15 protein-coding genes, 1 pseudogene and 1 riboswitch are annotated in these 13,110 nt (G+C 64.1%); of the genes and pseudogenes, 11 read left to right on the top strand and 5 right to left on the bottom strand.

All coding sequences use genetic code 11. The annotated features are described in order from the left end of the window. Positions 1–5: 5 nt before the first annotated feature. The 4 genes and pseudogenes from B5X73_RS12660 to B5X73_RS12675 all read right to left on the bottom strand — a co-directional run bounded on the left by B5X73_RS12660 (position 6) and on the right by B5X73_RS12675 (position 1,497). The gene (locus B5X73_RS12660; protein WP_079521983.1) at positions 6–194 is read right to left on the bottom strand and encodes a hypothetical protein; all 189 of its coding nucleotides are present in this window, start codon (positions 192–194) and stop codon (positions 6–8) included. 111 nt (positions 195–305) lie between these two features. Further along, positions 306–518 (bottom strand): LysR substrate-binding domain-containing protein, encoded by a 213-nt coding sequence (locus B5X73_RS12665; RefSeq protein WP_079521984.1) that lies wholly within the window; start codon positions 516–518, stop codon positions 306–308. 29 nt (positions 519–547) lie between these two features. Further along, positions 548–1,005, bottom strand: a pseudogene (locus tag B5X73_RS12670) (aldo/keto reductase); the annotation flags it as partial. 108 nt (positions 1,006–1,113) lie between these two features. After that, positions 1,114–1,497: a VOC family protein gene (locus tag B5X73_RS12675; RefSeq protein ID WP_079521985.1), complete on the bottom strand. Its 384-nt coding sequence runs from the start codon at positions 1,495–1,497 to the stop codon at positions 1,114–1,116. Between the two features lie 111 nt (positions 1,498–1,608). Further along, positions 1,609–1,814: riboswitch (cobalamin riboswitch) on the top strand. Positions 1,815–1,953: 139 nt separating this feature from the next. Between B5X73_RS12675 and B5X73_RS12680 the strand changes: the two genes are divergently transcribed. Genes B5X73_RS12680 through mmsB form a run of 5 tightly spaced genes read left to right on the top strand, consistent with a single transcriptional unit; the run spans position 1,954 to position 7,511 of the window. Next, on the top strand, positions 1,954–3,468 hold the full coding sequence (locus B5X73_RS12680; protein WP_079522088.1) for a CoA-acylating methylmalonate-semialdehyde dehydrogenase: 1,515 nt from the start codon (positions 1,954–1,956) through the stop codon (positions 3,466–3,468). A gap of 11 nt (positions 3,469–3,479) precedes the next feature. Beyond that, on the top strand, positions 3,480–4,655 hold the full coding sequence (locus B5X73_RS12685; protein ID WP_139382778.1) for an acyl-CoA dehydrogenase family protein: 1,176 nt from the start codon (positions 3,480–3,482) through the stop codon (positions 4,653–4,655). Continuing rightward, complete coding sequence (locus B5X73_RS12690; RefSeq protein WP_079521986.1) at positions 4,652–5,449, top strand: enoyl-CoA hydratase; 798 nt, start codon at positions 4,652–4,654, stop codon at positions 5,447–5,449. The genes B5X73_RS12685 and B5X73_RS12690 overlap by 4 nt, the downstream gene beginning before the upstream one ends. Then, positions 5,446–6,591 (top strand): enoyl-CoA hydratase/isomerase family protein, encoded by a 1,146-nt coding sequence (locus B5X73_RS12695; RefSeq protein WP_079521987.1) that lies wholly within the window; start codon positions 5,446–5,448, stop codon positions 6,589–6,591. The genes B5X73_RS12690 and B5X73_RS12695 overlap by 4 nt, the downstream gene beginning before the upstream one ends. Further along, the gene (mmsB, locus tag B5X73_RS12700) at positions 6,588–7,511 is read left to right on the top strand and encodes a 3-hydroxyisobutyrate dehydrogenase (protein ID WP_079521988.1); all 924 of its coding nucleotides are present in this window, start codon (positions 6,588–6,590) and stop codon (positions 7,509–7,511) included. Before B5X73_RS12695 ends, mmsB begins: the two co-directional genes overlap by 4 nt. Here the strand turns inward: mmsB and B5X73_RS12705 are convergent. After that, positions 7,453–8,370 carry a LysR family transcriptional regulator gene (locus B5X73_RS12705; protein ID WP_079521989.1) on the bottom strand — a complete coding sequence of 306 codons (918 nt, stop codon included), beginning with the start codon at positions 8,368–8,370 and terminating at the stop codon, positions 7,453–7,455. The genes mmsB and B5X73_RS12705 overlap by 59 nt on opposite strands. Positions 8,371–8,512: 142 nt before the next feature. Between B5X73_RS12705 and B5X73_RS12710 the strand changes: the two genes are divergently transcribed. The 6 genes from B5X73_RS12710 to B5X73_RS12735 all read left to right on the top strand — a co-directional run bounded on the left by B5X73_RS12710 (position 8,513) and on the right by B5X73_RS12735 (position 13,099). After that, the gene (locus tag B5X73_RS12710) at positions 8,513–9,217 is read left to right on the top strand and encodes an SDR family NAD(P)-dependent oxidoreductase (protein ID WP_079521990.1); all 705 of its coding nucleotides are present in this window, start codon (positions 8,513–8,515) and stop codon (positions 9,215–9,217) included. Positions 9,218–9,367: 150 nt separating this feature from the next. Next, a complete protein-coding gene (locus B5X73_RS12715; protein ID WP_176167834.1) occupies positions 9,368–10,171 on the top strand; it encodes an alpha/beta fold hydrolase in 804 nt (267 codons plus the stop codon). A 163-nt stretch (positions 10,172–10,334) separates the two neighbouring features. Then, positions 10,335–11,564, top strand: coding sequence for a glycoside hydrolase family 64 protein (locus B5X73_RS12720; protein WP_079521992.1), 1,230 nt, complete (start codon positions 10,335–10,337; stop codon positions 11,562–11,564). Positions 11,565–11,752: 188 nt separating this feature from the next. Then, positions 11,753–12,205 carry a MarR family winged helix-turn-helix transcriptional regulator gene (locus B5X73_RS12725; protein WP_079521993.1) on the top strand — a complete coding sequence of 151 codons (453 nt, stop codon included), beginning with the start codon at positions 11,753–11,755 and terminating at the stop codon, positions 12,203–12,205. After that, on the top strand, positions 12,205–12,768 hold the full coding sequence (locus B5X73_RS12730; protein WP_079521994.1) for an isochorismatase family protein: 564 nt from the start codon (positions 12,205–12,207) through the stop codon (positions 12,766–12,768). The genes B5X73_RS12725 and B5X73_RS12730 overlap by 1 nt, the downstream gene beginning before the upstream one ends. A 1-nt stretch (position 12,769) precedes the next feature. After that, entirely contained in the window at positions 12,770–13,099 is a 330-nt protein-coding gene (locus tag B5X73_RS12735; protein WP_036114301.1) for a hypothetical protein, read from the top strand. Positions 13,100–13,110 lie beyond the last annotated feature (11 nt).

Genomic DNA, 13,110 nt, shown 5'->3' on the forward strand with positions numbered 1-13,110 from the left:
GAGGCTCAGCGATCGCGTCGCGCGCGAACCTTGATCCGCTGCATCCGGCGCTGCTGCATCATGTTGAACCAGAAGGCCGTCTCCGTCACGACGCCAGCGGCGACGAGCAGCAACGTCCCTGTGACCGAACCGGCAAGAAAGAACACGACGTCCAGGGCGAACAAGGCGGCGAGGACGAGATGACGTTGGCTCATGGGTGACTCCTGCTTGCTGCGCGGCCCCGGGACCCGGGCGCGGCCTGATTCGATCCTCGGCTACCTACGAGATGGTGTCAATCGCGGAAACGTCAAGGGATTGTGGGCGATTCAGCCACGATAACGTAGCGCATCCACCAGCAGGGTCAGTGCGGGGGAGGTCTGCCGCCGGTTCGGGTAGTAAAGGTGGTAGCCCGGAAACGGGTCGCACCAGCTCTCCAGGACGCGCACCAGTCGTCCGGCCTCGATATGCGGCACGACGACGTCCTCGGGCACCCAGGCCAGACCAAGGCCCGCCAGGGTCGCCCGGAGAATGTGGTTCATCCCGTTGAGCACCAGCTAGCCTTCGACGCGAAGTGCTTCACCTTGCCTTCCTGGATGAGATCCTTCACCGCACCGGCGACGTCTTCGATCGGCACGTTCGGGTCTACGCGGTGCTGATAGAGCAGATCGATCTGCTCGATGCCCAGACGCTTGAGGGAACCCTCGGCGGCCTTGCGGATGTTTTTCGGGCGGCTGTCCAGACCCGTCTGCTTGTTCGTTTCCGGATCGAACGCGAAGCCGAACTTCGTCGCGATGACGACGCGGTCGCGCATCGGCGCGAAGGCCTTGCCGACGATCTCCTCATTGGTAAACGGACCATAGACCTCGGCCGTATCGAAGAAATCGACGCTTAGGTCCACCGCCTCGCGGATGAGCTTGACTGACTCGTCGCCGCTCAGCACGTGGCTATAGCTGAAATTGAGGCCCATGCAGCCAAAGCCGACGGCTGAGACCTCCAGCCGCTTTTACCGAGAACGCGCTTTTTCATGGTGATCTCCAGAAGGTAGCCATGACGCCATGCTACCGACCGGGGGTCCAGTGATTAAGTGGGATAAACCGCTTGAGCCTATGCGGGCAGTTCATCAATGATCTTCCATCAGCCGGCGTGAAACACCGCCTCGATGTTATGGCCATCCGGATCCAGCACGAAACCGCCGTAATAGCCTTCGTGATAGTGCGAACGCGGGCCCGGCGGACCGTTGTCCCTCGCGCCCGCATCCAGCGCCGTCTGATGAAATAGCCGCACCAGCTGCTGCGAACTCACCCGAAAGGCGACGTGTACCGGCGGCTGATTGGGTGTGCCCTGGTAGATCCAGAAATCCGGCTTGCCGTTCTCGCCGAACCCCGCCACGTCGGTACGTCCCGTTTTCGAGGCGGGGAAGTGCACGATCAGTTCATAGCCGATGGAGGCCAATACGGTCGTATAGAACTGCTTGCTGCGCTCGAAGTCGCTGACGGTGGCGCCGGTGTGGTCGATCATGGAGATCTCCTGAGCGTGGAACGGCTGATCCGCGCAGCTTAGTCGGAATCCGTGGCGGCATCCAAGGCGCCTTTACTGCATCGCAGCGTGTCGCTCGCCGCGTCGCCGCCTACACTCCCGCTGGCCACAGGTGTCCTGCCGCCGCCATTCCGGTGCGCAGGGTGAAACGGGAAGCCGGTCCGATGCCGGCGCTGCCCCCGCAACGGTAGGCGAGAAAACCCGACTCAGAACCACTGCGGCAACGCGGGAAGGTGTCGGGGTGATGCGGATCGCATCGCTCGCAAGCCCGGAGACCGGCCCGTGGTGGGCACCGCTTGCGGTGTCTTCCTCGGGTGTTGCGGTGGGCAACCGGACGAGCTGGCTCGATGCGGCGTCCGTGGCCTCGAACCGACTTGTCTCGCTCACGCACGCCCGGTTTCGCGGGTGAGCGATATGGAGACAAGCATCATGAACGAGATGAATCGTGCCGCGACCGATGTCGCGACCGTCAAACTGCTGATCGACGGTGAGTTCGTCGAGTCCGCGACCACACAATGGCGCGATGTGATCAACCCGGCGACGCAGGTCGTCCTGGCACGTGTGCCCTTCGCCACATCCCGGGAGGTGGATGCGGCCGTCGCCGCCGCCCGGCGCGCGTTCGCCACCTGGCGCAAGACGCCCATCGGGACGCGGGCCCGCATCTTCCTCAGGTACCAGCAACTGATCCGCGAACACATGGCGGAACTGGCGGCGATCCTCACGGCGGAGCAGGGCAAGACACTGCCGGACGCCGAAGGCGACGTGTTCCGTGGCCTCGAGGTGGTGGAGCAGGCGGCCGCCATCGGCAATCTGCAACTCGGCGAGCTGGCCAACAACGTGGCCGGTGGCGTGGACACGTACACACTGCTGCAGCCGCTGGGTGTCTGCGCAGGCATCACGCCGTTCAACTTTCCGGCGATGATCCCCCTTTGGATGTTTCCGATGGCCATCGCCACGGGAAACACCTTCGTGCTGAAGCCGTCGGAGCAGGACCCGATGGTCACCATGCGGCTGGTCGAGCTGGCGCAGGAGGCAGGCATTCCCAGGGGCGTGCTCAACGTCGTGCACGGGGGCGAGGAGGTGGTCAACGCCATCTGCGATCACGTCGACATCAAGGCGGTGTCTTTCGTCGGATCGACGAAGGTCGGTACGCACGTTTATCACCGTGCATCGCAAGCCGGTAAGCGCGTGCAGTGCATGATGGGGGCGAAAAATCACGCTGTCGTTCTGCCCGACGCCAACAAGGAGCAGACGTTAAATGCCATGGTCGGTGCCGCCTTCGGTGCGGCCGGGCAGCGTTGCATGGCGGCATCGACGGCGGTGCTGGTGGGGGCCGCGCGCGAGTGGATTCCCGATCTCGTTACCAAGGCGAAGTCACTGAGGGTCAACGCGGGGACCGAGGCCGGCACCGACGTCGGCCCGCTGATCTCATCGTTGGCGCGTGACCGCGTCGAGAGCCTGATCGACGCGGGCGTGGCACAAGGCGCGACGCTGGAGCTCGACGGTCGCGGATACCGGGTGCCGGGCTACGGCAACGGTAATTTCGTCGGGCCGACCATCTTCTCGGGCGTGAAGCCCGGCATGCGTATCTACGACGAAGAGATCTTCGGGCCCGTGCTGGTCGTCCTCACGGTCGACACGCTGGACGAAGCGATGGATCTGGTCAACGCCAATCCCAACGGGAACGGTACGGCCGTGTTTACGCAGAGCGGTGCGGCTGCCCGTCGCTTTCAGGAAGACATCGATGTGGGGCAGGTCGGTATCAACGTACCGATCCCGGTGCCGGTGCCGCTGTTCTCGTTCACGGGATCGCGTGCGTCCAAACTCGGCGACCTGGGCCCTTACGGCAAGCAGGCGGTCACGTTCTACACGCAGACCAAGACGATCACTTCGCGCTGGTTCGACGATGACACGCGCGGCCACGGCGTCAATACGACGATCAGCCTCAAGTGATGGCGGCCGTCATGGATATTCCTGTGATGGGGCAAGGTTTCGGCTTCAGCGACGAGCAGATGGCGTTTCGCGAGGCGGCGCGCGATTTCGCGGCATCCGAACTGGCGCCGCGTGCGGCGCACTGGGACGCCGAGAGCATCTTTCCGCGTGAGGCCATCGGTAAGGCAGGCGAACTGGGTTTCTGCGGCCTGTATGTCGACGAAGCGGCCGGCGGCAGCGGGCTGACCCGGCTGGATGCGGCGATCGTGTTTGAGGAACTCGCCGCCGCCGATCCATCCACCGCGGCGTTCATCAGTATCCACAACATGGCGACGTGGATGCTGGCGACGCATGCACGTTCTTCGTTGCGCGCCGAATGGGGTCCGGCGCTGTGCAGCGGGGCGAAGCTTGCGTCGTACTGCCTGACCGAGCCGGGCGCCGGTTCCGATGCGGCGTCTCTGCAGACGCGCGCCGTGCGTGATGGTGACGCGTACGTGCTCCACGGCAGCAAGGCCTTCATCTCGGGAGCCGGTGCCACCGACATGCTCGTGGTCATGGCCCGCACGGGGGGCGAGGGTGCGCGTGGTATCAGTGCGTTAGCCGTACCCGCCGACGCCGAAGGCATTACGTATGGGCGTAAGGAGGACAAGCTCGGCTGGAACAGTCAGCCCACGCGGGGCATCACGTTCGACGGCGTTCGTGTGCCGGCGGCGAACCTTCTGGGCGAAGAGGGTGATGGGTTTCGGATCGCCATGAAGGGTCTGGACGGTGGGCGGATCAATATCAGCGCCTGTTCACTCGGTGCCGCACAGGGCGCCCTGGACGCCGCGCGGCGTTATCTCGGTGAGCGGCGGCAGTTCGGGCGCAAGCTGGGCGAGTTCCAGGCCTTGCAGTTCAAGCTGGCCGATATGGCGACCCAGCTGGTCGCCGCTCGACAGATGGTGCACACGGCAGCGCGCAAGCTCGACGCACGCAGTCACGACGCCACGGTGTGGTGCGCCATGGCCAAGCGCTTCGCCACCGATGCGGGATTCAACATCTGCAACGACGCCCTGCAGCTCCATGGCGGCTATGGCTATATCCGCGAGTACCCGATCGAACGGTTGCTGCGCGACAGCCGTGTGCATCAGATACTGGAAGGCACCAACGAAATCATGCGCGTGATCGTGGCGCGCCACTTGCTCAACACTGAAGAGGAGTTGCGATGACCGGTTACAAGGATACCGACTGGACGGGGCTCAGGCTGACGTTCGAAGGCCACACGGCCATCGTGACGCTGAGCAACCCGCCAGCCAACACCTGGACGGTACATAGCCTTTCCGCGCTGCGCGATCTCGTCGCGGCGCTGAATGCGGATCGTGGTGTCTACACCCTGGTGGTGACGGGCGAGGGGGAGAAGTTCTTCTCGGCCGGCGCCGATCTCAAGCAGTTCGCGGATGGCGACCGCGCGCTGGCGCGTGAAGCCGCCCGTCGGTTCGGTGAGGCCTTCGAGGCGTTGTCGGCGTTCCGTGGCGTGAGCATCGCGGCCATCAACGGCTATGCGATGGGTGGCGGCCTCGAATGTGCACTCGCATGCGACCTTCGCATCGCCGAGGAACACGCGCAGATGGCCTTGCCGGAAGCGGGTGTGGGACTGCTGCCGTGTGCCGGCGGTACGCAGAACCTGCCGCGCCTGGTCGGCGAGGGCTGGGCGAAGCGGATGATCCTGCTCGGCGAGCGAGTCGACGCCGCGACGGCCTTGCGCATCGGCCTGGTGGAAGACGTGGTTCCCCGAGGTGAAGGGTTGAACGCCGCGCTCGCATGGGCAGCGCGTGCCGCGAAGCAGAGCCCGACCAGCGTGGCGGCCTGCAAACGCCTGGTGCAGGCAACGCGCACCCAGACGCACGCTGCCGCGCTCGTCGCCGAGCGCGAAGCCTTCGTCGACCTGTTCGACAGCGCGGATCAGGCGGAGGGCGTACACGCCTTTCTCGAGAAGCGTACGGCCGAGTGGAAGAACGCATGAGCGACGTGCTGTTCGAAGAGCGCGACGGGCGGGATGGGCGACGTATCGGCATCGCGACACTCCATGCGCCGAAGACCCTCAACGGGCTCTCACTGACGATGGCGAGCCTGCTGGACACCCAGCTTCGCGCATGGGCCGACGACGACGCGATCGCGGTGGTCGTCCTGCAGGGAGCCGGCGACAAGGCCTTCTGCGCGGGCGGCGACTTGCATGGCTTGTATCGAAGCATGGTCGACTACCGGGAGGCGGGCGGCGGTGAGATCACGCGCAACGCGTATGCCAGTGAGTTCTTTTCAACCGAGTACCGGCTGGACTATCGGATTCACACCTATGCCAAACCGATCCTCTGCTGGGGGCACGGCATCGTCATGGGTGGCGGCATCGGACTGATGGCGGGAGCAAGCCACCGTGTGGTCACCGAGCGGTCGAAGCTGGCCTTCCCGGAAATTACCGTGGGACTCTATCCAGACGTGGGAGGCAGCTGGCTGTTGTCGCGTGTGCCCGATCGCGGCGGCATGTTTCTGGCCCTCACCGGCGCGCCGCTCGGCGCGGGCGATGCCATCCATGCGGGTCTCGCCGACCACTTCATTCCCGAGGATGCGCGTCCGGAGGTCATGAACGCGCTGTCCAACGCGAACTGGTCGAGTTCGGCGAGCGCCAACCACGACACGCTGACCGCGGTTTTACGCTCCATCGAGCAGCCGGTGTCACCCGGTCCGCTGCAAGCGCACGCGGCTCTGATCCGCGAGGTCTGCGGCAACGAGCGGCTCGACGATATCGTCGGCGCCATCGATGCGATCCAGGATGACGATACCTGGCTGCATAACGCAAGGACGGCGCTGCTTGCCGGTGCGCCTGGCTCCGCGCGGCTCGGCTTCGAGCTGCAGCGCCGCGCGTCGACGCTTTCTCTCGCCGATACCTTTCGCCTCGAATACATCGTGTCGCTGCATTGCGCCGCACACGGCGATTTCGCGGAGGGCATCCGTGCGCTGCTGATCGACAAGGACCGCCAACCGCGCTGGAACCCGGCGACGCTGGCCGAGGCGACATCGAGCTGGGCCGAATCTTTCTTCAATGCACCGTTCAGCGCGGAAGCGCATCCGCTTGCCGATCTGGGCAGTCAACCGGAGTCGTACGCATGAGTCGCATCGCTTTTATCGGGCTGGGCAACATGGGTGGCCCGATGGCCGCGAATCTGCTCAAGGCAGGGCATGCCCTGCGGGTCTTCGACCTCGTTCAGTCGGCGGTCGATACGGCGGTTGTCGCAGGAGCCTCCGCGTCGGCGAGCGCTGCCGATGCGGTGAGCGACGCTGAGATCGTCATCTCGATGCTTCCCGCCAGCCGGCATGTGGAAGCGCTTTATCTGGGAGACGCGGGGCTGCTGGCCGCCATTCCCGATGGTGCACTCGTCGTCGATTGCAGCACGATCGCACCGGCATCGGCGAAGAAAGTTGCACAAGCCGCCACTGGTCGCGGCCTCGCGATGCTTGACGCGCCTGTTTCTGGCGGCACCGCGGGTGCCGCGGCGGGAACGTTGACCTTCATCGTGGGAGGCGACACGGCGGTGCTGGATATTGCACGGCCCATATTGGAAGCGATGGGGAAGAATATTTTCCATGTCGGCGCTAGCGGTGCGGGGCAGGTGGCCAAGCTGTGCAACAACATGGCGCTCGGCGTCATCATGGCCGTCACCGGCGAAGCGCTGGCCCTGGGCGTCGCGCACGGTCTCGACGCGGGCGTGCTGTCGCAGATGATGGCGGTGAGCACGGGGCGCAGCTGGGCTACCGAGGTGTGCAATCCGTGGCCGGGTGTGCTGCCGAACGCGCCGGCATCGCGTGGCTACACCGGTGGCTTCGGCAACGATCTGATGTTGAAGGATCTCGGGCTGGTAACCGAGGCGGCAGTCGGTGTGGGGGCTTCGATTCCACTTGGGGAGCTGGCGCGCAACCTTTATGCGTTGAATAGTAAGGCGGGGAATGGGGAGCTGGATTTCTCCAGCGTGATCAGGCTGATGTCAGCTGCGCAAGACGATCCTGGCAAGCCTCGCGCACCAGCTGTCTGAGCCAGCGATGTCCAGCCTCGTTCTCCAGCCTTGGATGCCACATCTGCGACACCGTGATGGTCGGCGTTTCGACCGGCAGGTCGAAGACGCGCACGGTATCGGGCGGGCTGGCAAGAAACGAGGCGGGCACCAGCCCGATCAGGTCGGATGCCAGCGTCACCGCCAGAGCCGCCTGAAAGCTCGGCACGACCGAAACGACGTCGCGCTGAAGACCCTTTGCGGCCAGGGCGGCATCGACCGGACCCTCGCTGCGGCCGACACGTGAGGCGACAACGTGGCCGTACGCCACGTACGACTCGGGCGTCATCGGGTCGACATCGGCCAGCGGATGGCCGCGCCGGATCACACCGAGGAAACGGTCGCGAAACAACGCCTGCACGCGGACTTCGGGTCCCATGCCGCCGAGGACGCCGATCTCGAGATCGGCCAGTCCTTCGCGGAGCGGCACCGCGGACTTCTCCGCTTTCGGGGCGAAACGCAAGCGGACGCCAGGCGCTGCGCGGCTGGCCGCGCCGATGAGTTCGGCCGCAAACACCTCGACAAATCCATCGTTGGCGCGGATCGTAAACGTGCGCCGGAGGGAGCCGATCCCGTCTTCGGTGACCACCGGGCGGAGAACGCTTCGCGTGTCCTGGAGCAGGCCATGGGCGCGTTCGCGCAGAGCTTCGGCGTGCGGCGTCAGCACCATACGCCTCCCGGCCCGGACCAGCAGTTCGTCCTGTGTGGCGGCGCGCAAGCGCGTCAGCGTGCGACTCATGGCCGACGCGCTGAGCCCCAGGCGTCGTGACGCGCCCGCGACGCTCGCTTCGGCCAGCAGAGCGTCAAGGGCGACGAGGAGGTTGAGGTCGGGTTCGTCCATGACCCATCGTATCGCGATCGGATCAGATAAGGCGTTTGGTGCAGGTATGGACTGACTGTCGCGCGTCTTCCGCCCCGGTTGCGTCGTCGCTACGTTGGGAGGACCGGCCCGGAGCGCGGGCCCCTCGTAACCGGAGTAGCTCATGCAAGCAGCGTCCTCACAGAAAACCATTCTCCTGATTGGCGCGTCGCGCGGCCTCGGATTCGCGATGGTCGAGGAATACCTTGGGCGTGGCTGGCACGTCATCGCTACGGGGCGGGCCAGCTCAACCGGAAAGCTGCGTGAACTGGCAGCGTCGTCCGACGGCGCACTTGAAGTCGAGGTCCTCGATACGACCGTGGTCGAGGATGTCGCCGCCCTCAAGGCCCGACTGTCATCGCGGACGGTGGACGTGCTTTTCGTCAACGCGGGGGTGACCAACGATGACGCGGAGACGATAGCCGACGTGTCCACCGACGAGTTCATCCGCGTGATGGTCACCAATGCGCTCAGTCCCATGCGCGTGATCGAGTCCCTGCAGGATCTTGTGACGGTCGACGGGACGATCGGGATCATGTCGTCAGGGCAGGGCAGCCTCACCAACAACACCAACGGCAATCACGAGGTTTACCGAGGCAGCAAGGCCGCACTCAACATGTTCATGCGCAGCTTCGCGGCACGTCATACGGACGACCCGCGGACTCTGTTGCTCATGGCGCCGGGCTGGGTGCGCACGGACATGGGTGGGCCTGAGGCGCGCCTGACCATTCAGGAGAGCATTCCGAACCTGGTCGACACCATGACGACGTATGCGGGGCGCCAGGGGCTGCATTACCTCGACTATCTGGGGCGTGTCGTGCCCTGGTGAGCTAGCGAAGCGGCGCGACGCTCCGGTCAAGGTATCCCGCTCTAGCGTTAGGTGCCGTGGCGAACCTTCTTTCGCGGCAGCTTTCGCGTCCGTATGCTCGGCGTTCTCCTGCGGGGGCGGGAGCCGATATCGACGGATGGGTACGTATTCGTGAATGATTTTTCCGCACGCGCTCCAGATGCCATCCACGTCGTGCGCTCGGGGCCACCGGGTGCGTCGCCGATCGTGTTTCTTCACGCACTGGGGCTCGATCTCGGTATCTGGGATGCGCAGTTCGTGGAGTTCGCGGGTGATCGAGATGTCGTAGCGCTCGACCTTCCGGGTCACGGTCTGTCCGGTGCTCCCGACGGCGCGCCGACATTCGAGGCCATCGCGACGCAGGTGGCGGAGACGTTAGCCTCGCTGGATATCGCATCCGCGCATGTCGTCGGCATCTCGTTCGGTGGCATGGTCGCTCAGGCCCTGGCGATCGAGCAGCCATCGATGGTCCGGAGCCTGACACTCGTTGCCACATCCTGCACGTTCCCCGAGACGGTCAGGCAGATGCTGCGTGATCGTGCGCGCGCTACGCGTGACGGCGGCATGGCGATCATGGCAGAGGCGCATCTGGCGCGATGGTTCCCCGAAGCGTTTCGTGCACAACATCCCGAAGTGTCCGACCGGTTCCGGAAGCTGCTGCATAGACAAGACCCGAGCTTTCACGCTTCGCTATGGGATCTCGTTGCGACGCTCGACCTCAAAGACCGGCTGACGGCACGATTCGCCGAGACGGCTATCCCATTGATGGTGATCGTGGGAGAAGACGACGCGAGTGCACCGGTTGCCGCGGGACAGCTCATGTGCGATCAGGCACGCGATGCCGTTCTGCATGTCGTTCCGAAGTGCGGACATTTTCCGCCTGTCGAATATCCCGAGCGCTTCAATGCCTTTTTGCGTGAGTTTCTGCGCGACTAACATGTCGCCGACGCCACGTTAACGGCGGTCGCACGAATGGGAGTGAAGTCCCGTCACAGTACGGGCCATTGCGCCGGTCATGCGGTCCGCTTATCCGAAATAAGGCAGACATTCCTGCCTGCCATGCGCATGCTCTCGTTTCGTTAACGCAAGGAGATGCTTCATGGTGACGACGAATATTCAAACCGCTCGTTCCGCCGGCCGCCGCCGTATGCTGGCTTTGTTCCTGCCATTGGCCACGCTGGCGGCGGGTGTATGTGCAGCGCTTCCGGCTTACGCCGACGTGCCGACTATCGTGCAGAACAACACGGCCGGTGCCTTTGCCGATGACCAGGTCTACGTGACGATCCTGGGCAAGGATCCCGTTACGGGAAATCTTTCCTGGGTATCCGCTGACGGCCAGCTTGTGGCGGCCTCGGTGGGCGACAACGATGCGGACGGCCATCTGAGCAAGAATGGACAGAACTATCCCAATCATGGCTTCACCCTGGCTCAGGCGCAGAACCTGAAGCTGCCAAAGATGTCGTCAGGCCGCATCTACGTGTCGGTCGGTGAGCCGGTCTATCTGAAGATTCTTGTCGCGGCGGATGGCCTGACGGGTTTCGCCGGTCCCAATCCACAGAACCCGACCGACGCGAACAACGACGTCAAACTGGACTGGTACGAGTTCACCTATAACGACAGCGGTCTCTGGATCAACACCACGCAGGTCGACCAGTTCGGTTTTCCGCTTACGCTGAACGTCACCGGTGAAGGTGGATTTCAGAAGCGCGTCGGCATCGAGCAGTCGCGTGCTTCGATTTACGCGGCTTTCAAGGCCGAAGTCCCGCCGGAGTTCGTCTCCGAGGCGGAAAGCGACACGCGCATCCTGGCGCCCGGAAAGTCGACATTCGATACGGGGCAGCCCAACGAGCATTACTTCGACAGCTACATCGACCAGGCATGGGCGGACTACAGCACGCGGCCGCTCGTGATCGATCTGTGGGGCGGCGCGCGTCGCTTCAGCGGGCAGGTGCAGGGAACCACGCTGGTTTTCAACGAGGTCGACCTTGGCAACGGTGCGTATGTCGGTGGTCAGTATCTGGTCCAGAAGCCGACCACGCAGGATGTGCTGGAGGCCAAGGGTAGCCTTGCGCAGGGCAACGACACTGAGAAAGCGCTGGAGACGCAGATCTCCGCCGCGTTCAATCGGCACGTCATTTCCGATGTAAGCAAGTGGAGCGACCCGACTGCATGGTATCAGGCGGCGCCGGCCAACTATTACGCCAGGTTCTGGCACGACCATTCCATTGATCGGCTGGCGTACGGGTTCGCTTATGACGACGCGCAGGAGCAGAGCTCGACGGTGAATACCGCTGCGCCGACGCAGATTACGTTGGGCGTGGGCTGGTAATCAGTTTGCTAACACGCTGATCGCGGCCTGGCTCTGGTAGGAGCCAGCCCTGCTGGCGACAGGGTGCTTGCCGCGACCTGCCATCGCCAACAGGTTTGGCTCATACCCGAGCCAAGCCACTACCTGAGTTGTTAGCTTATATACAGCTAGACTGTACAGATAATCTGTACGCATGCTACCGTGTGTGCATGGCCAAACCCTCGTCCACTTCCGATACCGCCCCCTCCGTGGCCCTCGCCGGTGACCTGCGCATCACGCTTGGCAAGCTCATCCGCCGTGTACGTGAGCAAACCCAGGCACACGACCTGACGGCCGCCCAGAAATCGGTGCTGCTCCGCCTTGAGCGCGACGGCCCGGCCACGGTGTCCGCTCTGGCCCGGGCCGAAAGCGTGCGCCCGCAGTCCATGCGGGTGACCGTGGGCACGCTGGAAACGATGAAAGCCGTGACGGGCACGCCGGATCCGACCGATGGGCGGCAAACGCTTATCGAGCTGACGGCGGGGTTTCGCAAGAAAGTCACCGAGGTCAGAGCCGCCAAGGAAGATTGGCTGTTTCGCGCGCTTGAGGCGCAGTTGTCGCCACAGGAACGTCGCGAATTGGCGGCCGCCGTGACACTGTTGCAGCGGCTGGCGGACTTCTGATGGCGCTTACGAAGCTTGATCCGCAGACGGCGCTGATCGTCGTCGACCTGCAAAAGGGCATTGTCGGCTCCGTGCTGGCCCATCCCATCGAGGATGTCATTGAACGCGCACGCGCGCTGCTCGCGGCATTCCGCCAGCGAGCCTTGCCTGTGGTGCTGGTGAACGTGGCAGGTGCCGCGCCCGGGCGTACGGAACGCCCACCTCGCATGACGACGAGGCCGCCTGGCTGGACCGATCTCATTCCGGAGCTGGATCAGCAATCCGACGATATCGTCGTGACGAAGCGAACCTGGGGTGCTTTCGCCAGCACTCACCTCGAAAGCGCATTGCGAACGCGCGGTGTGACCCAGATAGTCGTGGCCGGCGTGGCGACGGGGACCGGTGTCGAATCCACGGCGCGGCAGGCCTACGAGCAAGGCTTCAACGTCACCCTGGCGATCGACGCGATGACGGATGCGCGGCCCGAAGCACACGAATACAGCATCAATCACGTTTTCCCACGGCTGGGCGAGACGGGAGCGACGAAGGAAATCATCGATCTACTCGATACGAGGAGTGTCTGACATGCCCTGGCAGCATCTGGTTTCGTTGTTTTTCGGGGGTGCATTTCTGTCCAATGCCGTGCCGCATTTTGTCGGCGGCGTGATGGGTGAGTCGTTCCAGAGTCCGTTCGCCAAGCCGCCGGGCAAGGGGCTGTCTTCTTCGACGGTGAACGTGGTGTGGGGTATTGCCAATCTGGTGATCGGCTACGTGCTGGTCTGCCGTACCGGCGACATCGACATGAAGAAGACGGTAGATGTCGTGGTTCTCGGTCTTGGCGTGCTCGTCATGAGCCTGCACTCGGCCCGGCACTTCGGGCAGTTTCACGGTGGCCGTGTGCCTGAGCGCTCGTGAGTGCCGCGATA

Source organism: Luteibacter sp. 22Crub2.1, assembly GCF_900167995.1.
Lineage (GTDB): Bacteria > Pseudomonadota > Gammaproteobacteria > Xanthomonadales > Rhodanobacteraceae > Luteibacter > Luteibacter mycovicinus.

Excerpts from the sequence above, each read along its gene's own strand:
- B5X73_RS12660 (WP_079521983.1), bottom strand. The coding sequence starts at position 194 with ATGAGCCAACGTCATCTCGTCCTCGCCGCCTTGTTCGCCCTGGACGTC.
- B5X73_RS12695 (WP_079521987.1), top strand. The coding sequence starts at position 5,446 with ATGAGCGACGTGCTGTTCGAAGAGCGCGACGGGCGGGATGGGCGACGT.
- B5X73_RS12680 (WP_079522088.1), top strand. The coding sequence starts at position 1,954 with ATGAATCGTGCCGCGACCGATGTCGCGACCGTCAAACTGCTGATCGAC.
- mmsB (WP_079521988.1), top strand. The coding sequence starts at position 6,588 with ATGAGTCGCATCGCTTTTATCGGGCTGGGCAACATGGGTGGCCCGATG.
- B5X73_RS12665 (WP_079521984.1), bottom strand. The coding sequence starts at position 518 with ATGAACCACATTCTCCGGGCGACCCTGGCGGGCCTTGGTCTGGCCTGG.
- B5X73_RS12705 (WP_079521989.1), bottom strand. The coding sequence starts at position 8,370 with ATGGACGAACCCGACCTCAACCTCCTCGTCGCCCTTGACGCTCTGCTG.
- B5X73_RS12720 (WP_079521992.1), top strand. The coding sequence starts at position 10,335 with ATGGTGACGACGAATATTCAAACCGCTCGTTCCGCCGGCCGCCGCCGT.
- B5X73_RS12725 (WP_079521993.1), top strand. The coding sequence starts at position 11,753 with ATGGCCAAACCCTCGTCCACTTCCGATACCGCCCCCTCCGTGGCCCTC.
- B5X73_RS12685 (WP_139382778.1), top strand. The coding sequence starts at position 3,480 with ATGGATATTCCTGTGATGGGGCAAGGTTTCGGCTTCAGCGACGAGCAG.
- B5X73_RS12675 (WP_079521985.1), bottom strand. The coding sequence starts at position 1,497 with ATGATCGACCACACCGGCGCCACCGTCAGCGACTTCGAGCGCAGCAAG.
- B5X73_RS12735 (WP_036114301.1), top strand. The coding sequence starts at position 12,770 with ATGCCCTGGCAGCATCTGGTTTCGTTGTTTTTCGGGGGTGCATTTCTG.
- B5X73_RS12690 (WP_079521986.1), top strand. The coding sequence starts at position 4,652 with ATGACCGGTTACAAGGATACCGACTGGACGGGGCTCAGGCTGACGTTC.
- B5X73_RS12730 (WP_079521994.1), top strand. The coding sequence starts at position 12,205 with ATGGCGCTTACGAAGCTTGATCCGCAGACGGCGCTGATCGTCGTCGAC.
- B5X73_RS12710 (WP_079521990.1), top strand. The coding sequence starts at position 8,513 with ATGCAAGCAGCGTCCTCACAGAAAACCATTCTCCTGATTGGCGCGTCG.